Source organism: Citrobacter sp. CK189 (assembly GCF_030333505.1).
GTDB classification, from domain to species: Bacteria; Pseudomonadota; Gammaproteobacteria; order Enterobacterales; family Enterobacteriaceae; genus Citrobacter_B; species Citrobacter_B koseri.
This window is the reverse complement of sequence record NZ_JAOWFV010000038.1, coordinates 479,868-497,510: the sequence shown is the minus strand read 5'-3', so window position 1 is coordinate 497,510 and position 17,643 is coordinate 479,868. Positions and strand designations below refer to the sequence as shown.

Genomic DNA, 17,643 nt, shown 5'->3' with positions numbered 1-17,643 from the left:
CCCTTAACGTAGGGGCACTCCCCTAACCGCCTCATTCAGTGAAGCGGATCTGACCTGTCATCAGAACGAGAAAATTATGTTTAAACCGGAACTCCTTTCCCCGGCGGGAACGCTGAAAAATATGCGTTACGCTTTCGCTTATGGCGCAGATGCCGTGTATGCGGGCCAACCGCGTTACTCCCTGCGCGTGCGCAACAACGAATTTAACCACGAGAATTTGCAGCTCGGCATTAACGAAGCCCACGCGCTTGGCAAAAAATTCTATGTGGTCGTGAACATTGCGCCGCATAACGCGAAACTGAAAACCTTTATTCGCGATCTTAAACCGGTTGTGGAAATGGGGCCGGATGCGCTGATCATGTCCGATCCCGGGCTTATCATGCTGGTGCGTGAAAACTTCCCGGAGATGCCGATTCACCTTTCGGTGCAGGCCAACGCCGTAAACTGGGCAACGGTGAAGTTCTGGAACCAGATGGGGCTGACCCGCGTTATTCTTTCCCGCGAACTGTCGCTGGAAGAGATTGAAGAGATTCGTCAACAGGTGCCGGAAATGGAGATCGAAATCTTCGTACACGGCGCGCTGTGCATGGCCTACTCCGGTCGTTGCCTGCTCTCTGGCTACATCAACAAGCGCGATCCGAACCAGGGAACCTGCACCAACGCCTGCCGTTGGGAATATAACGTGCAGGAAGGGAAAGAAGACGTCGTAGGCAACATCGTCCATAAATACGAACCTATTCCGGTACAGAACGTCGAACCGACGCTGGGTATCGGCGCACCAACCGACAAAGTGTTTATGATCGAAGAGGCTCAGCGTCCGGGCGAATACATGACCGCGTTCGAAGATGAACACGGCACCTACATCATGAACTCGAAAGATCTGCGCGCCATTGCTCACGTTGAGCGCCTGACCAAAATGGGCGTGCACTCACTGAAAATCGAAGGCCGTACCAAATCCTTCTACTACTGTGCGCGTACCGCTCAGGTTTATCGCAAAGCGATCGACGATGCCGCTGCGGGCAAGCCGTTTGATCCGCAACTGCTGGAAACGCTGGAAGGCCTGGCGCATCGCGGTTACACCGAAGGCTTTCTGCGCCGTCACACGCATGATGACTACCAGAATTACGAGTACGGTTACTCTGTTTCTGAACGTCAGCAGTTCGTGGGTGAGTTCACCGGCGAGCGTAAAGGCGCCCTTGCCGCCGTTGCCGTGAAGAACAAATTCTCCATCGGCGACAGCCTGGAGCTGATGACGCCGCAGGGGAACGTCAACTTCACTCTGGAGCATATGGAAAACGCCAAAGGTGAAGCAATGCCGGTGGCGCCTGGCGATGGCTACACCGTCTGGATGCCGGTGCCGCAGGATATGGATCTGAATTATGCGTTGTTAATGCGTAATTTTTCCGGCGAATCCACGCGGAACCCACACGCTAAGTAGTTAATCCACGTTATTTTTTCATTATGGGAAGATTCTTAGAAATCGATCACATACCGCCTCGTTCATTACGGGTATTATCCGAGGCGCTGAAAAACATAACCCATAAATGCTAGCTGTACCAGGAACCACCTCCTTAGCCTGCGTAATCTCCCTTACGCAGGCTTATTTTTTTTGTGCTGCACAAACCTTCTATTTTCAGCCTGTTCTGACCTTTCCGCGCCTTTTCTGCTATACACTTTCAACAGGTTAACGACAGAGGCAAACAAAGGATGGCTACGTTTCCCGCCAGCTTACTGATTTTAAATGGCAAAGGCGCTGATAATCAGCCCCTGCGCGACGCGATAGGGCTACTTCGCGATGAGGGCGTGGAGATTCACGTCCGGGTTACCTGGGAAAAAGGCGATGCCCAGCGTTATGTTGATGAAGCCCGACAGCTTGGCGTTGAGACGGTCATTGCGGGCGGCGGCGACGGCACCATCAATGAGGTTTCCGCCGCGCTGATTCAGTGTCAGGGCGGCAACGTTCCCGCGCTTGGCATTTTGCCTCTGGGCACGGCCAATGACTTCGCCACCAGCGCAGGCATCCCGGAAGCGCTGGATAAAGCCTTAAAACTGGCGATTGCCGGTAACGCGGTTGCGATCGATATCGCTCAGGTCAACGATAAAACCTGCTTTATCAATATGGCGACAGGGGGTTTCGGGACGCGCGTCACCACCGAAACGCCGGAAAAACTCAAGGCCGCGCTGGGCGGCGTCTCTTACTTTATTCATGGGCTGATGCGCATGGACACCCTCAAGCCCGATCGCTGTGAGATTCGCGGCGAGAATTTTCACTGGCAGGGCGATGCGCTGGTGATTGGCATTGGTAATGGTCGTCAGGCCGGTGGCGGACAACAGCTCTGCCCTGGCGCACTCATTAATGACGGGCTGCTGCAACTGCGGATCTTCACCGGGGAGGAGCTGCTTCCGGCGCTGTTTTCCACATTGACGCAGCCGGAAGAGAACCCCAACATTGTCGATGGCGCATCCGCCTGGTTTGATATTCAGGCTCCGCATGAAATCACCTTTAACCTCGATGGCGAGCCGCTCAGTGGTCAGGAATTTCATATTGAAATACTTCCCAACGCGCTGCGTTGCCGTTTGCCGCCAGACTGCCCGTTACTGCGCTAACGAAAAAAGAAAGTAAGCGCAGAGAGGGATAATCAGACCGGCGACATCCCGGAACCTCTGCGCTCACAAACGGGTCATTTACCCTGCGGCCCGAACCGGCGGGGCCAGCGTCTCCAGGAGTTGCGGCATTGACGTGTAGCGCCCGATGGCCTCACTAAAGCAGGGATGCTGGCAGCCGTCAGACACCACGATGGTATCAATTCCGGCGGCCTGCGCGGCGCGAAAACCACTCAGGCTGTCTTCAATCACCAGACACTCTGCGGCGGGCAGGCCCAGCTTTTTCAGCGCGGAGAGATACACCGCCGGGTGCGGTTTTCCGTAGCGTTCATCGTCAGCGCTGCAAATGACGTCAAAATGCCCCCGGAGATTAAGTTTAGAGAGAACAGCCTCAATAACCTGATGGGATGATGACGTAGCCAGCGCAATCCGATACCCCCTGTGGCGAAAATGATGCAATACCGCGTAGACGCCGTCCATCGCTTCGCCTTCCGTTGCAATAAGTCCGGTAATGCGTTTGCGAATGGCCGATTCCAGCACCCCGGGGTCTGTCTGCAACGGGCAGTATTCGCACCAGACGCGGGCAATCTCATCCAGTCGCTTCCCTTTGGTTAACGTTTCACACTCCTCGTCATTAACCGTCACTCCCCAGCCTGCCAGCGCGTCTTTTTGCGCCTGACGCCACAGCCCTTCGGAGTCAATGATGACGCCATCCATGTCGAAAATTACCGCTTTACTCTTCATCATTTACCGCCTTAAAAAGGCCCGGCAGCGCAGCCGGGCCCGACATCATTAAGAAATACCGACCGTTTCGCCTTCACATGCCTCCTGACGCGTGAATCCGGGTTGTTCAACACGAATAAACGGACACAGAATAAACGCCACAATATAGAGCAACGTATACGCAATCACGACGCCAATGGTGCTGAAGTGCGGTAACAACACCACGGCGATCGCCGGGGCGAGGAAGTTGGAAAGCCCAGCCGACAGGTTGTAGACCGAAATCGCGGCCCCTTTGTGTTTTGGCTCAAGCGCAGGAAAGACGGCGGCCATCGGCACAAACGCGGCAACGAAGATCCCCAGCGCGATTGCCGGAACCAGCGCCATCGCGAAGTTATGGCCAAAGTGCTGCGGAATGTAATAAAACGCGAGGCTGGAGAGCGCCATCCCGATGCAGCCAAACCAGCGGACAACCTTCATCCAGCCCATTTTCTCTGCCAGTACGCCCCAAAAGACGTTGGAGAAGATGGTTGTGAAGAAGAACGCCGCCCATACCTGTAGCCATTCAGAGGTGGTGAAGCCCAGTTCATCCACAAACATCATCGGCATGACCACCGCAAAACCGAACAGCGATAACGTATTGATAATACGCACGATGCTGGACAACATAATGCTACGGTTGGTGTAAAGCAGCGTGACCGCACGCCCCAGTTCGCTGAACTTTTCACGGGTGGTGAGGTTTTGCATATGGCGCGGCGTTTCAATTTTACGCAGCGAAACCAGCGCGATAACACCGCCGGTCAGGCAGAACGCCAGCGCCAGCCACAGGGTGCCCATTTCGCCAATATGCGGAATGGTAAAACTCGGGATATAACTGCCGAAAACGCCGATCCCAATAGAGTAGACCGCCCAGAACCAGCCCAGCGCGGCGCTGGTGCTGTCGCTACGGACGTTATGCACAATGGCGACGATAAACGCATAAAGGAACAGCGGATACGCCAGACCGCGAATACCGTAAAACAGCAGAATTAAGGCGTAGTTGGACTGACCCAGCCCAAAAACGAGGAACAATACGTGGAATACGCACCACAGCACAAAGCCGATCATCATGGTTTTTTGCGGCGTGATGATCTCCGCCACTACGCCGGATACCCAGGCCGACAGCGCCGCCGCCAGGCCATATAGCGTAAAGGCGAAGGAGGCTTCCGCCGGGGTAAAGCCCAGCGCTTTGATGTAGTGCGACAAAAATGCCAGCTCGAAACCATCACCAGTCATGAATACGGCGATGGCGATATACCCCCAGACCAGACTTAAGGGTAATCCCAGCCATTGTTTGTTAGTTAACGACATATTGACCTCGTTTTAGGGTGCAGGGAGCCACTCCGGTACATTCACCGGAGGGCTTTTGTTATAGAAATTATTGATTTCGATAGTTCAGGTCGTTTCGGTACAGTGCGTTAAACTGCTGATAACGCTGCATCAGCGCCGTATGGCGAACCGGATCGCCATACCAGGTTTTATAGACTTCCGGTTTTTCGCAAACGGACGCCAACGGTTTACCTGCCGCAAGGCACGCCAGTCGCGCCGCGCCCAGCGCGCCGCCGGTTTCTCCGCCTTTGTGCGTCACCACGGGCATATCCAGAATATCTGCCAGCAGTTGCGCCCAGAACGGACTTCGGGCGCCGCCGCCCACCAGCGAACATTGTTCGATATTTGTACCGCTCTCCTGCAAAACACGGAGCCCGTCAGCGATGCCGAAACTGACGCCTTCCAGAACCGCATAACCCATCAGCGCGCGCTGGCTGGAGTGCGTCAGCCCCCAGAACATACCCCGGGCGTCAGGATCGTTATGCGGCGTGCGTTCGCCGGAAAGGTACGGCAGGAACATCGGCGCGCTGGCTTTTTCCGCATCGCTTAACTGCGCGATTTCTTCCAGCAGTTCCGTTTCCGTTGTCCCCACCAGGCGGCAGAACCATTGCAGACAGCTGGCGGCGCTGAGCATTACGCTCATCTGGTGCCACAAATTCGGCAGGACGTGGCAAAAAGCATGTACTGCGGATTGCGGCGCGGGACGGTACGCGTCCGTCACCACAAACAGCACGCCGGACGTCCCCAGTGAAATAAACGCATCGCCGGGCGATACCGCGCCAACGCCAATAGCGCTGACCGCGTTGTCTCCGCCGCCCCCGGCGACCACCACCGAAGGGTTTAACCCCCAGCGTTGCGCGACGACGGGATCGAGCGTGGCAGAAATATCGCAGCCTTCCACCAGTTCCGGCATATTGGCTCGCGTCAGCCCGCATTTCTCCAGCAGCGCATCCGACCAGTCGCGCTTCTCGACGTCAAGCCACAGCGTCCCTGCTGAATCGGACATGTCGGAGACTTTTTTACCCGTCATTTTGAAACGCAGATAATCCTTCGGCAGCAGCACCGTTTCGATGCGGGCAAAATTCTGCGGTTCATGGCGACGCACCCACAGCAATTTCGGCGCGGTAAACCCCGGCATCGCCAGGTTACCGGCAACCTGATGCAGCTCTGGGGCAATTTCTTCCAGCTCCGCACACTCCTGGGCGCTACGGGTGTCATTCCACAAAATCGCCGGGCGGATCGCATTCCCGGCGGCATCAAGCAGTACCGCGCCATGCATCTGACCGGAAAGACCGATCGCCTTAATCGCCTGCCAGTGATGACCACATTTCTCCCGCAGGGTGGACATCAGATACTCCGTCGCGTCCCACCAGGCTTCCGGTGATTGCTCTGACCAGTGTTGATGGGGCCGCTGAATCGTCAGCGGCGCGCTATGGGTGGCGACAATGTCATTATTTTCATCAATGACCAGCGCCTTCACTTCAGATGTGCCGAGATCGATACCCAGATACATAGCCACCTCTCAGTTAATCAGCGTGTGAACAGCGGCGATTTTCTCGCGCAATAGCGCGGCGAAATCATCACGTTCCGTCAGGTCGCCAAACAGCGCTTTATCACTGGCATACGCCGCGATCGGATCGGCGGATTCAAACATGGCATGTACCGCTGGCGCATCCAGAATGCCGTCCTGGTATTCATAAGGCAGCGTGCCCTTGTGCCACTGCTCCATAAAGACGTAAAACAGTGCGGGCAGCATAGCGGTAGCGTTCGGCCGCACGCCGCGCTGATAGCACTCGCGCAGCGTCGGCGCAATCATCGCCGGGATTTTCGAGAATCCGTCGGCGGCAACGCGCTGGTTGGTATCCTGAATATGCGGGTTGGTAAAACGCTTAAGCACCACATCACGATAGGTCGGGAGATCGATGCCGTTATCTCCCAGGCAAGGGATCACGTCTTCCGTCACGTAGCGGTCGGCAATCTGGTAGATAAAGTCCGTCAGGGTGCTTTCATGAATATACTGCTGGCCGATTAACGTACCCGCCCACGCAATGCAGCTATGTGATGAGTTGAGGATGCGGATTTTCGCCTCTTCATACGGGATAACAGACGTCACCAGCTCCACACCGACATTTTCCAGCGCAGGGCGCACATCGCGGAAACGATCTTCAACCACCCACTGGATAAAGGTTTCGCCCATTACCGGCGCTTTATCATCAATGCCCGTCTGCGCTTTGATACGCGCCGGAAGATCGGCTGCCGGACGCGGCGTGATGCGGTCCACCATCGTATTCGGGCAGGTCGCATTGGCGCTAAGCCAGTCAATCACCGCCTGTTTGCCGGTCAGCTGTAAAAACTCAACCAGACCATCGTGGAACCGTTCACCGTTGTGACGCACGTTGTCGCAGTTGAGCAGCGTCAGCGGCCCTGCGTTATTGGCCATACGCGCTTCCAGAATGCGGGTAATGACGCCGTAAATCGTTTTACAGCCGCCGTTGAGATCGCTCGCCAGATCGAGGTTATTCACTTCCAGCTTGTGGCTGGTGTTCAGGTAGTAGCCCCCTTCCGTCACGGTAAAGGCAATCACTTTGGTCTGCGCTCTGGCGCCTTCGGCAATCAGCGGCTGCAAATCCGCCTGCCACGGCAGCAGTTTCTGAATCGACGTGATCTCTTCGTACTCACGTTCGCCCTCCGGGCTGACCGTTTCCAGCACATAACGACCGTTTTGCGCCGCCAGCGCCTGCACAACGTGCTCGGCGTCATTGCGAATATTGCCGGCGGCAATGTGCCAGCGCGTATCGCCGGAAGCGATCAGACGATGCAGATACCACGCCTGATGGGCGCGGTGAAAAGAACCTAAGCCAATATGAAGCCATGTGTATTGATCGTTCATTGTTCTGCTCTCCAGTGAGGTTATGCCTGCACTCTAGTCGATCATTTGTATTAAATAAGAGCCATAGATCACAAAAGATCAATTGCTCTATAAAATTACAAATGACCACAAAAGAGCAAAGAGCTTGCCTCAATCCTGAGCACCCGCCAGAATGACCTTATCGGTTGAGGGAAATTAACGCCCCCAACGCCACTCTTAAGGTAGGGAAACGTGAGCAAAGAAGATGACATCAGGCTGGATCAGAAAGTCCGGGCCGCATGGATGTACTACATTGCGGGTTTAAACCAAAGTGAGATAGCCAGCCAGCTTGGGACGTCAAGACCGGTGGTACAACGCCTTATCGCTGCGGCGAAAGAGGAAGGCATTGTTTCGATTGGTCTGCACCATCCTGTCGCGAACTGCCTCGATTACGCGCAGCTTTTGCAGGAAAAGTATCAGTTAATTAACTGCAATATTGTTCCCGCCTACAGCAGCGAAAGCACCCTCGACAGCGTAACCTTTGGCTGTTATCAACTGATGGCCCGCTACTTACAGGGCGACAAACCGACGGTAGTCGGCATTGGTTCCGGGTTGACGCTGAAAAAAACCATCAAACGCATTGATTTCGACAGTCGCAATACGCGCTGCGTGGCGTTGATCAGCGCCATGAACGAACACGGACAATGTAACTATTACGACGACGTCCCACTGTTGCTGGCGCGTAAAATTCAGGGCAAATATTACCAGTGGCCCGCGCCACGCTATGCGCAATCCTGTGATGAATACGAGATGTGGTGCACCAGCCGTCTGTTTCGCAACGTCTCTGCCGTCGCCGAAGCGTCGGAGGTCATTTTTGTCGGCATCGGCGCGCTGGGGAAACAGAGCCCTATTTTCAAAGACGGTTTTATCAATGAGGCGCAACTGGACGAACTGACCGCGCGCGGCGGCGTAGGAGAAATACTTGGCCGCTTTATTGACGCAGACGGCAACGTAGTGGATAGCCTCATCAACCGCTACATCACCAGCTACGATATACGCCAGAGCCAGTGTCCGCGTATTGCGGCGGCCTGCGGTGAAGATAAGCGCCCTGCTATCCTCGCCGCACTGAAAGGCGGCTGGATCAACGGTCTGGTCACCGATGAACATACCGCGCGCTGGTTGCTGACGCGCTAACGCGCCATGTTCTGGCTGGCGATCAATTCCGGCGGGATCTCAATACGACGTATTGTGGTGTCGCCGGAATCCACAATCTCAAACACTTTGTCCAGCATGGCTGGCACATCCTGGCGCACCATATCGATATCGTGCCCCAGCAGAGAGACAAACGGGTCCCAGTCAAAACAGCCCATTGGCGGCTGATGGCTTCCCGTCTGCCCGTTCTGCGCCAGCCAGCGCACCACCCCTTCGAGCGAAATTGTCGAATTAACAAACAGCCCCGGCAGCGGAATATCAGGCGACGGGTAGACCGATTTCAGTAGCCCTTCCACCCTTGCGGAAGAATACCCCGTAACCAGTTGCTGCGTTTCCGGTACCGTCAATCCATGCGCTTTATGCGCGTCGAGGAAGCCGCGCAAGCGTTCGGCGGTGTTATTGTCGGTGATTCGCCCCCCCACAAACGTCAGCGGAGCCAAAACGCCATACCGCTTTTGGCTGCTGGCGAGAATGCTTTCCGTCAGCGCTTTAGCCCCCGCATAGTTATCCGAAATAATCGACGGCGCCAGCGTTCCGGGCAGATCGAGGTTCAGCGTGGGTACACCCGCCTGATGACACATCTGCGCGATCTTATCCGGGTGCGTCGCCCCGGTGGCGATAACCCAGTCCACCTGCCAGGAGAGCATCGCCCTCGCCGCTTCAACCTCCAGCTCCGGTTGACGCCGCGTACAGGTAATGATGGGCAGCAGCCCCCTGGCACGCGCCATCTCTTCAAACTTTTCAGCAATGGAGCCAAAGTAGCGGTTGTCGTATTTCGGGACAATCATCCCGATGACATTCGATTTCTTACTGCGAAGCAGGCTGGCCTGTCGGTTCAGCGCATATCCCTGCTCTTCAGCAATCCGGGTCACCTTCTCCGCCAGCTTTGCGCTAATGCGTCGCTTCTTCCAGTTGCCATTCAAAATTGCGCTCACCGCGCTGGCGGAAACCCCGGTTAACTCAGCCAGGTCGTAGATGGTTGTTTTCTTCGTTTTCTCAACGCGCGTCACAAAATCGCCTCTTCATTTTGAATGTCTCTTGCTGAGGAAATAAACAAGTGCTAGATCAGCTTCATCGATTGAGCAATATGCTTCACACGCCAGTCAGAACGCCCCCGTTCTTCGCGCAGAAGCAAATACACCTTAAAAATCACCTATGCATAAAGGATTATAAAATGAATCACTCTGTCCCCTCCATGAATACTTCCCTCAACGGCAAGGTTGCAGCCATTACCGGCGCAGCCTCCGGTATCGGCCTTGAATGTGCGAAAACCCTGCTTGCCGCAGGAGCAAAAGTGGTCCTGATCGACCGCGAAGGCGAGAAGCTGAAGAAAATCGTCGCGGAACTGGGCGATAACGCGTTTGCGCTGCAAATCGACTTGTTCAATACCGGGCAGGTCGACAACATGCTGGCAGGCATTATCGAGCTGGCCGGTGGGCTGGATATTTTCCATGCTAACGCAGGCGCTTACATTGGCGGGCCGGTCGCCGAGGGCGATCCTGACGTCTGGGATCGCGTACTGAACCTCAACATCAATGCCGCATTTCGCTGCGTCCGCGCCGTATTGCCGCATATGATTGCGCAAAAATCCGGCGATATCATTTTCACCAGTTCTATCGCTGGCGTTGTACCGGTCATCTGGGAACCTATTTACACGGCCTCCAAATTTGCCGTTCAGGCCTTTGTCCATACAACCCGCCGTCAGGTGTCCGAACATGGCGTACGCGTCGGAGCGGTGCTGCCGGGGCCGGTAGTGACCGCGCTGCTGGACGACTGGCCGCAGGCGAAAATGGAAGAAGCGCTGGCAAATGGCAGCCTGATGCAGCCGATCGAAGTCGCAGAATCGGTGCTGTTTATGGTCACTCGTTCGAAAAACGTCACTGTTCGCGATCTGGTTATCCTCCCCAACAGCGTTGATCTGTGAGGAAAAGCGCCATGAACAGCTTACAGAAAACCGTTATCGGCGTGGATGTTGGTTCAGGCAGCGTCCGCGCAGGTATCTTCGACCTGAGCGGCACGTTGCTCTCTCATGCCACGCAAAAAATCACGACCACTCACCGGAGCGGCAGCCGCGTGGAGCAGTCCAGCCAGGAGATCTGGCAGGCCGTTTGTCACTGCATCCGGGAAGCGCTCAGGCAGTCCGGCGCGGCGCCGGAAAGCGTGGCGGGGATCGGTTTCGACGCCACCTGCTCGCTGGTGGTTCTGGATAAAAACGGCGCGCCGCTCCCCGTGAGCGCCGAAGGCGATGCGGCGCAAAACATCATCGTCTGGATGGACCATCGCGCGACTGAACAGGCTGAACGCATTAACGCCAGCCAACATCCGGTGCTGAACTATGTCGGCGGGAAAATCTCACCGGAAATGGAAACGCCTAAGATTTTATGGCTGAAGGAAAATCGCCGCGAGGTGTACGAAAACGCATGGCAATTTTTCGACCTTGCAGACTTCCTGACCTGGCGCGCCACCGGCGACCTTGCCCGCTCCATCTGTACAGTCACCTGCAAATGGACCTGGCTTGCTCATGAAAACCGCTGGGACCCGGACTATTTCCGTACGATCGGGCTGGCAGAACTGGCTGATGACGAGTTTGCCCGCATCGGACAGCGCATCGTGCCGCCGGGTACGCCCTGTGGCGACGGCTTAACCGCGCAGGCGGCGCAGGAGATGGGCCTGCCTGCGGGCACGCCAGTCGCCGTGGGTCTGATTGACGCCCATGCGGGCGGCATCGGGACTGTCGGCGTTGAAGGCGGCGCCCTCAATAATATGGCATATGTGTTTGGCACTTCATCCTGCACCATGACCTCAACGAACGATCCCATTTTCGTTCCCGGCGTCTGGGGGCCGTATTACAGCGCGATGGTGCCAGGGCTCTGGCTTGTTGAGGGAGGGCAAAGCGCCGCGGGCGCGGCTATCGATCAGCTATTGGCGTTTCATCCCGCCGCCGAAGACGCGCGGAAACTGGCGCAGGAGGCAGGATTACCGCTGCCGGTTTATCTTGCCGATCGGGTGTCAGAAAAAGCACCGCAGGCATCGGACGCCGTCACGCTGGCGGCGGGTATTCATGTTGTACCGGAGTTTTTAGGCAACCGCGCGCCGTTTGCCGACCCGCACGCACGCGCCGTTATTTGCGGATTGGGTATGGAACGCGATCTGGACAATTTACTGGCGTTGTATGTGGCGGGACTGTGCGGTATCGGTTACGGTTTGCGGCAAATTATTGATGCGCAGAATGCCTGCGGCGTACGGAATAAAAATATCGTGATTAGCGGCGGCGCGGGTCAGCACCCTCTGGTGCGGCAACTATTAGCCGATACCTGCGGACTTCCGGTATTAACCACCCAGTGCAGCGAGCCCGTTTTATTAGGTTCCGCAATCCTTGGCGCCGTCGCCGGAAATATTTCCCCCTCGGTTGCCGAGGCCATGAAGCAGTTTACGCATGTGGATACCTGTTATTACCCACAGACAGCGTATCAGCCATTGCATCATCGTCGTTACGAGGCCTATAAGCAGTTGCAACACATGGCGAAAATGCTCAGAGAGTGATTTTTGCGCCGTCCTGATAACCAATACCCTCCCCGGAAACCTGGGGAGGGATACGTGACATCAGGCAATCGTCACTTTATTGTCCAGGTAGACGTCCTGCACGGCGTTAATCAGTTTCACGCCATCCGCCATTGTTTTCTTGAAGGCTTTACGCCCCAGAATCAGGCCCATGCCGCCCGCGCGTTTGTTGATAACCGCAGTACGCACAGCGTCGCTGAGATCGGTCTCGCCGCCCGCCGCGCCGCCGGAGTTAATCAGCCCCGCGCGCCCCATATAGCAGTTGGCTAACTGGTAACGCACCAGATCGATAGGGTTATCGCTGGTCAGCTTGCTGTAAACACGATCGTCGGTGTAACCGAAATTCACCGCTTTATAGCCGCCGTTATTTTCCGCCATTTTTTGTTTGACGATATCTGCGCCAATCGTCGCCGCCAGGTGGTTAGCCTGCCCGGTCAGGTCGGCGGAAACGTGGTAATCCACGCCGTCTTTTTTAAATGCAGAGTTACGCAAGTATGCCCACAGGACGGTCACCATCCCCAGCTCATGCGCACGTTCAAAAGCGGCGGAAATCTCTTCAATCTGACGACGCGACTGCTCAGAACCGAAGTAAATGGTCGCGCCGACGGCCACAGCGCCCAGATTGAACGCCTGCTCAACGCTGGCATAGAGCGTTTGATCGTACTCCGTTGGGTAGCTCAACGTCTCGTTGTGGTTCAGTTTGACGAGGAACGGAATGCGGTGCGCGTAACGGCGTGAAACCGATGCCAGTACCCCATACGTCGAGGCCACGCAGTTACAGCCTGCTTCAATAGCCAGTTCGACGATATTCTTTGGATCAAAATAAAGCGGGTTTGCGGCAAACGACGCCCCGGCAGAATGTTCAACGCCCTGATCGACGGGCAGAATGGAGAGGTAGCCCGTTCCGGCCAGACGTCCGGTATTATACAGCGTCTGCATGTTACGCAGTACGGCAGGCGGACGGTTGTTATCAACCATCACGCGGTCTACGTAGTCATGTCCGGGTAAATAAAGTTGGTCAGAAGGAATGGTCATACAACGATGCTGTAAAAGGCTGTCGGCGTCTTTGCCAAGCAACTGCGCAATATCAGTCATAGCTATGCTCCCGTAAGTTCCGATTGAGTACCGGAATGTGGATTGTCCTGACCCGCGTTTTGCGGGCAGCAATAAGCCTGGTACCGACCGGCCATTTTTTCCATCTGTAGCGCATTTTTCAGCGCTATCTGCTGGCACGTTTCAGGTACGAAAAAGTGTTACAGCAGTCAAATTTACGCCTCAAAGGTATTTAAAAGGTATTATTAAGTGGTACTGTCATCGCGTACCTTACCTGTCATGAAGGATTTAACGATGAAAACTACAGTGAAACTGTCGTTCATGATGTTCGTGGAGTGGTTTATCTGGGGCGCCTGGTTCGTCCCCCTCTGGCTTTGGCTGAACAAAAGCGGTTTTAGCGCCGGAGAAATCGGCTGGTCTTACGCATGTACCGCGATTGCCGCCATTCTCTCGCCGATTCTCGTCGGCTCACTGACTGACCGCTTTTTCTCCGCACAAAAAGTGCTGGCGGTGCTGATGTTCGCAGGCGCAGTCCTGATGTATTTCGCCGCGCAGCAAACAACATTCGCCGGGTTCTTCCCGCTGCTGCTGGCCTATTCCTTAACCTATATGCCCACTATTGCGCTGACAAACAGCATCGCCTTCGCCAACGTGCCGGACGTCGAGCGCGATTTCCCACGCATTCGCGTGATGGGCACCATTGGCTGGATCGCATCCGGGCTGGCGTGCGGCTTCTTACCGCAAATGCTGGGCTATAACGATATCTCGCCAACCAATATTCCGCTGTTGATCACCGCAGGCAGTTCCGTCCTGCTGGGCGCCTTTGCGTTCTTCCTGCCGGATACGCCGCCAAAAAGCACCGGCAAGCTGGACATTAAAGTTATGCTGGGGCTGGATGCGCTGATCCTGCTGCGCGATAAAAACTTCCTGGTCTTTTTCTTCTGCTCGTTCCTGTTTGCGATGCCGCTGGCGTTCTACTACATCTTCGCGAATGGCTATCTGACGGAAGTCGGCATGAAAAACGCCACCGGCTGGATGACGCTGGGCCAGTTCTCCGAAATCTTCTTTATGCTGGCGTTACCCTTCTTCACGAAGCGCTTTGGCATTAAAAAGGTCTTACTGCTTGGTCTTATCACTGCGGCAATCCGCTACGGCTTTTTTGTTTACGGCGGCGCGGAAGAATATTTCACCTATGCCCTGCTGTTTCTTGGCATTTTGCTGCACGGCGTCAGTTACGACTTCTACTATGTTACGGCCTATATCTATGTCGATAAAAAAGCGCCTGTGCATATGCGTACTGCCGCTCAGGGGTTGATCACCCTCTGCTGTCAGGGGTTTGGCAGCCTGCTGGGCTACCGTCTCGGCGGCGTGATGATGGAAAAAATGTTTGCCTATAAAGAGCCGGTAAACGGCCTCACCTTCAACTGGGCGGGCATGTGGACATTCGGGGCGGTGATGATCGCCGTGATTGCCGTGTTGTTTATGATTTTCTTTCGCGAATCCGACAAAGAGATCACTGCGATTAAAGTGGACGATCGCGATATTGCGCTGACACAAGGGGAAGTTAAATGAAAGCTGAACGTATTCTCGGTGCCCTTTATGGGCAGGCGTTAGGGGATGCGATGGGAATGCCGTCGGAGCTATGGCCCAGAACGCGCGTAAAAGCGCATTTTGGCTGGATTGATCGCTTTCTGCCCGGCCCTGCGGAAAATAACGCGGCCTGCTATTTTAACCGCGCTGAATTTACTGACGATACGTCGATGGCGCTGTGTCTGGCGGATGCGCTGCTGGAGCGCGACGGACAGATCGACCCGGACCTGATTGGCCGTAACATTCTGGACTGGGCGCTGCGCTTTGACGCCTTTAATAAGAACGTTCTTGGCCCAACGTCGAAAATAGCGCTGAACGCCATTCGTGACGGCAAGCCCGTTGCTGAACTGGAAAACAACGGCGTGACCAACGGGGCGGCCATGCGCGTTTCCCCACTGGGGTGTTTGCTTCCACCACGCGATCTGGATGCGTTTATTGATGATGTGGCCCTGGCCTCCAGCCCAACGCACAAGTCCGACCTGGCTGTTGCTGGTGCGGTCGTTGTGGCATGGGCTATCTCACGCGCGATTGAGGGTGATTGCTGGTCTGATATTGTCGATTCGTTACCGGCTATCGCCCACTATGCGCAGCAAAAACGCATCACGACCTTTAGCGCCTCGCTCTCGGCTCGCCTGGAAATCGCACTGAAGATCGTCCGTGACGCGAACGGCATTGAATCCGCCAGCGAACAGCTTTACCAGGTGGTTGGCGCGGGCACCAGCACCATTGAATCGGTGCCCTGCGCCATCGCAATGGTCGAGCTGGCCAACACCGACCCTAACCGCTGCGCCATTCTGTGCGCCAATCTCGGCGGCGACACCGACACCATTGGGGCGATGGCAACGGCGATTTGTGGCGCATTGCACGGCGTGGAGGCCATCGAGCCTGCGCTGAAAGATGAGCTGGACGCGGTAAACCAACTGGACTTCATGCGCTATGCCACCGCGCTGGCGCGCTATCGCCAGCAGCGGGAGGCGGTATGAACACAACGCGCCTGCGGGCGTTGCTGCCCGATTTAACCCGCCGCCAGCCGGTGACGGTCGTGGGCGCTGCGGTCATTGATGTGATTGCCGATGCTTACGCGCTGCCCTGGCGTGGCTGCGATATTGAGCTTAAACAGCAAGGCGTCAACGTCGGCGGCTGCGCGCTCAATATCGCCGTCGCCTTAAAGCGTCTGGGGATTGAGGCCAGTAATGCCCTGCCCCTCGGTCAGGGCGTATGGTCAGACATTATTCGTCATCGCATGGCGAAAGAGGGGTTACACAGCCTGATCGACAACGCAGAGGGAGACAACGGCTGGTGTCTGGCGCTGGTAGAACCGGATGGCGAACGCACGTTTATGTCGTTCAGCGGCGTTGAGAACCAATGGAATGCCGACTGGCTGGCGCAGTTGACAATTCCGCCCGACAGTTGGATCTACTTTTCCGGTTATCAACTCGCCTCGCCATGCGGCGAACTGCTGGTGAGCTGGCTGGAAGGGTTAGAGCGCGTGACGCCGTTTATCGACTTCGGGCCGCGAATCGGCGACATTCCCGACCCGCTAATGGCGCGGATTATGGCTTGCCATCCGCTGGTATCGCTGAACCGTCAGGAGGCAGACATTGCTGCCGAACGGTTTGGCTTTAGTCATGAACCTAACGCGTTTGGCGCCGCCTGGCTTGCGGCGTTTGCCTCACCGGTTATTGTCCGCCACGATAAAGACGGAGCATGGTATTTCAGCCAGCAATCATCCGGCTGCGTGCCCGCATTTGCCACAACGGTCGTCGATACCATTGGCGCGGGAGACAGCCACGCGGGAGGCATGCTGGCCGGGCTGGCATCCGGCTGGGCGCTTGCAGACGCGGTGCTGCTGGGGAACGCGGTCGCCTCCTGGGTGGTAGGCCATCGCGGCGGTGATTGCGCGCCAACGCGCGAGGCGCTACTCCTCGCACACAAAAACGTATAGATCGCTGCGACAGTAGCTGATGCTGTATTCAATGGGCCGCTGTTGCTGGTCAAGCGCCACCTGCTTGATCACCAGCACCGGCACTTTGCTGTCCATCTGAATATGTGACTGAAATTCCGCATCCGGCATACGCGCGCTGACGCGAGAGCGTGTACGTTGCGGAAAGATATGCTGGCTGCGGAAATAGTCATACAGCGAGATCCCGATGGCGTCCGCATCATGAATCAGGTGCGCAGGCACCCAGGACTCCTCAATGGACACCGCATCCTCATCCACATAACGAATACGTTTGAGCAAGAACACATCGCTGCCTGCGGCGATCGCCAGCTGCTGCGCCACCTCATCCGGGCATTTCACTACCCGCTTGTTGACCCACAGGGTATCCGGCTTTTTACCGCGCAATACCACCTGCTGCGAAAAGCCGCGCGCCTCTTTCAGAGAATATTCGAAGATGTTATTAATCTGCGTTCCGTAGCCACGGGCGCGGGTCACGACGCCTTCTTCTTCCAGCGCCTGCATTGCCTTGCGCACCGTAATACGCGAAACGCCGGTCAACTGGCTGAGATCGCGCTCGCCGGGCAAAATGTTGCCATGCTCAAGAATCCCGCTGCGAACGGCATTTTTGACCGTCTCGGCAAACTTCCTGTACAGCGGCGTGTTATCCACCGCGGCAATTCGTTCATTCAGTTGCGCGATAAGCCGGGTATGCGCTTGTTCCATTTATCTTTTTCCAGGCCGACAA

15 protein-coding genes are annotated in these 17,643 nt (G+C 56.0%); 8 read left to right on the top strand and 7 right to left on the bottom strand.

What is annotated here, in order from left to right; genetic code table 11:
• Positions 1-76: 76 nt before the first annotated feature.
• The gene (gene trhP / locus OGV83_RS12270) at positions 77-1,438 is read left to right on the top strand and encodes a prephenate-dependent tRNA uridine(34) hydroxylase TrhP (protein WP_012131678.1); all 1,362 of its coding nucleotides are present in this window, start codon (positions 77-79) and stop codon (positions 1,436-1,438) included.
• A 269-nt stretch (positions 1,439-1,707) separates the two neighbouring features.
• The gene (gene yegS, locus OGV83_RS12265; protein WP_200029106.1) at positions 1,708-2,607 is read left to right on the top strand and encodes a lipid kinase YegS; all 900 of its coding nucleotides are present in this window, start codon (positions 1,708-1,710) and stop codon (positions 2,605-2,607) included.
• Positions 2,608-2,685: 78 nt separating this feature from the next.
• On the opposite strand, the gene OGV83_RS12260 is transcribed toward yegS, so the two are convergent.
• The 4 genes from OGV83_RS12260 to dalD form a co-directional block, all read right to left on the bottom strand.
• Positions 2,686-3,348, bottom strand: coding sequence for an HAD family hydrolase (locus tag OGV83_RS12260; protein ID WP_048902422.1), 663 nt, complete (start codon positions 3,346-3,348; stop codon positions 2,686-2,688).
• A gap of 48 nt (positions 3,349-3,396) precedes the next feature.
• Positions 3,397-4,674, bottom strand: coding sequence for an RbtT/DalT/CsbX family MFS transporter (locus tag OGV83_RS12255; RefSeq protein WP_012131672.1), 1,278 nt, complete (start codon positions 4,672-4,674; stop codon positions 3,397-3,399).
• A 67-nt stretch (positions 4,675-4,741) separates the two neighbouring features.
• Positions 4,742-6,205: a xylulokinase gene (xylB, locus tag OGV83_RS12250; RefSeq protein WP_286463692.1), complete on the bottom strand. Its 1,464-nt coding sequence runs from the start codon at positions 6,203-6,205 to the stop codon at positions 4,742-4,744.
• 9 nt (positions 6,206-6,214) lie between these two features.
• Positions 6,215-7,582 (bottom strand): D-arabinitol 4-dehydrogenase, encoded by a 1,368-nt coding sequence (gene dalD, locus OGV83_RS12245; RefSeq protein ID WP_286463690.1) that lies wholly within the window; start codon positions 7,580-7,582, stop codon positions 6,215-6,217.
• Positions 7,583-7,792: 210 nt separating this feature from the next.
• On the opposite strand from dalD, the gene OGV83_RS12240 reads away from it, so the two are divergent.
• Positions 7,793-8,734 (top strand): sugar-binding transcriptional regulator, encoded by a 942-nt coding sequence (locus tag OGV83_RS12240; RefSeq protein WP_012131669.1) that lies wholly within the window; start codon positions 7,793-7,795, stop codon positions 8,732-8,734.
• Here OGV83_RS12240 and OGV83_RS12235 read toward each other — a convergent pair.
• Entirely contained in the window at positions 8,731-9,762 is a 1,032-nt protein-coding gene (locus tag OGV83_RS12235) for a LacI family DNA-binding transcriptional regulator (protein ID WP_286463687.1), read from the bottom strand. The two genes, OGV83_RS12240 and OGV83_RS12235, sit on opposite strands and share 4 nt — an antisense overlap.
• Positions 9,763-9,926: 164 nt before the next feature.
• On the opposite strand from OGV83_RS12235, the gene OGV83_RS12230 reads away from it, so the two are divergent.
• Positions 9,927-10,676 (top strand): SDR family oxidoreductase, encoded by a 750-nt coding sequence (locus tag OGV83_RS12230; protein WP_165383417.1) that lies wholly within the window; start codon positions 9,927-9,929, stop codon positions 10,674-10,676.
• 11 nt (positions 10,677-10,687) lie between these two features.
• On the top strand, positions 10,688-12,295 hold the full coding sequence (locus OGV83_RS12225; RefSeq protein WP_286463685.1) for an FGGY family pentulose kinase: 1,608 nt from the start codon (positions 10,688-10,690) through the stop codon (positions 12,293-12,295).
• Between the two features lie 60 nt (positions 12,296-12,355).
• Here OGV83_RS12225 and fbaB read toward each other — a convergent pair whose 3' ends face one another.
• Positions 12,356-13,408, bottom strand: coding sequence for a class I fructose-bisphosphate aldolase (gene fbaB / locus OGV83_RS12220; RefSeq protein ID WP_012131665.1), 1,053 nt, complete (start codon positions 13,406-13,408; stop codon positions 12,356-12,358).
• A 252-nt stretch (positions 13,409-13,660) separates the two neighbouring features.
• Between fbaB and OGV83_RS12215 the strand changes: the two genes are divergently transcribed.
• From OGV83_RS12215 to OGV83_RS12205, 3 genes are read left to right on the top strand one after another with little or no spacing between them, the layout of a single operon-like run.
• Entirely contained in the window at positions 13,661-14,938 is a 1,278-nt protein-coding gene (locus tag OGV83_RS12215; protein ID WP_047462559.1) for a nucleoside permease, read from the top strand.
• Positions 14,935-15,939 (top strand): ADP-ribosylglycohydrolase family protein, encoded by a 1,005-nt coding sequence (locus OGV83_RS12210; protein WP_047462557.1) that lies wholly within the window; start codon positions 14,935-14,937, stop codon positions 15,937-15,939. The genes OGV83_RS12215 and OGV83_RS12210 overlap by 4 nt, the downstream gene beginning before the upstream one ends.
• The gene (locus tag OGV83_RS12205; RefSeq protein ID WP_071258943.1) at positions 15,936-16,901 is read left to right on the top strand and encodes a PfkB family carbohydrate kinase; all 966 of its coding nucleotides are present in this window, start codon (positions 15,936-15,938) and stop codon (positions 16,899-16,901) included. The genes OGV83_RS12210 and OGV83_RS12205 overlap by 4 nt, the downstream gene beginning before the upstream one ends.
• Here OGV83_RS12205 and OGV83_RS12200 read toward each other — a convergent pair.
• Positions 16,875-17,621, bottom strand: coding sequence for a GntR family transcriptional regulator (locus OGV83_RS12200; RefSeq protein ID WP_012131660.1), 747 nt, complete (start codon positions 17,619-17,621; stop codon positions 16,875-16,877). The genes OGV83_RS12205 and OGV83_RS12200 overlap by 27 nt on opposite strands.
• Positions 17,622-17,643: the final 22 nt, after the last annotated feature.

Coding starts and splice junctions, on each gene's coding strand:
- trhP (WP_012131678.1), top strand. CDS start 77: ATGTTTAAACCGGAACTCCTTTCCCCGGCGGGAACGCTGAAAAATATG.
- yegS (WP_200029106.1), top strand. CDS start 1,708: ATGGCTACGTTTCCCGCCAGCTTACTGATTTTAAATGGCAAAGGCGCT.
- OGV83_RS12260 (WP_048902422.1), bottom strand. CDS start 3,348: ATGAAGAGTAAAGCGGTAATTTTCGACATGGATGGCGTCATCATTGAC.
- OGV83_RS12255 (WP_012131672.1), bottom strand. CDS start 4,674: ATGTCGTTAACTAACAAACAATGGCTGGGATTACCCTTAAGTCTGGTC.
- xylB (WP_286463692.1), bottom strand. CDS start 6,205: ATGTATCTGGGTATCGATCTCGGCACATCTGAAGTGAAGGCGCTGGTC.
- dalD (WP_286463690.1), bottom strand. CDS start 7,582: ATGAACGATCAATACACATGGCTTCATATTGGCTTAGGTTCTTTTCAC.
- OGV83_RS12230 (WP_165383417.1), top strand. CDS start 9,927: ATGAATCACTCTGTCCCCTCCATGAATACTTCCCTCAACGGCAAGGTT.
- OGV83_RS12225 (WP_286463685.1), top strand. CDS start 10,688: ATGAACAGCTTACAGAAAACCGTTATCGGCGTGGATGTTGGTTCAGGC.
- fbaB (WP_012131665.1), bottom strand. CDS start 13,408: ATGACTGATATTGCGCAGTTGCTTGGCAAAGACGCCGACAGCCTTTTA.
- OGV83_RS12215 (WP_047462559.1), top strand. CDS start 13,661: ATGAAAACTACAGTGAAACTGTCGTTCATGATGTTCGTGGAGTGGTTT.
- OGV83_RS12210 (WP_047462557.1), top strand. CDS start 14,935: ATGAAAGCTGAACGTATTCTCGGTGCCCTTTATGGGCAGGCGTTAGGG.
- OGV83_RS12205 (WP_071258943.1), top strand. CDS start 15,936: ATGAACACAACGCGCCTGCGGGCGTTGCTGCCCGATTTAACCCGCCGC.
- OGV83_RS12200 (WP_012131660.1), bottom strand. CDS start 17,621: ATGGAACAAGCGCATACCCGGCTTATCGCGCAACTGAATGAACGAATT.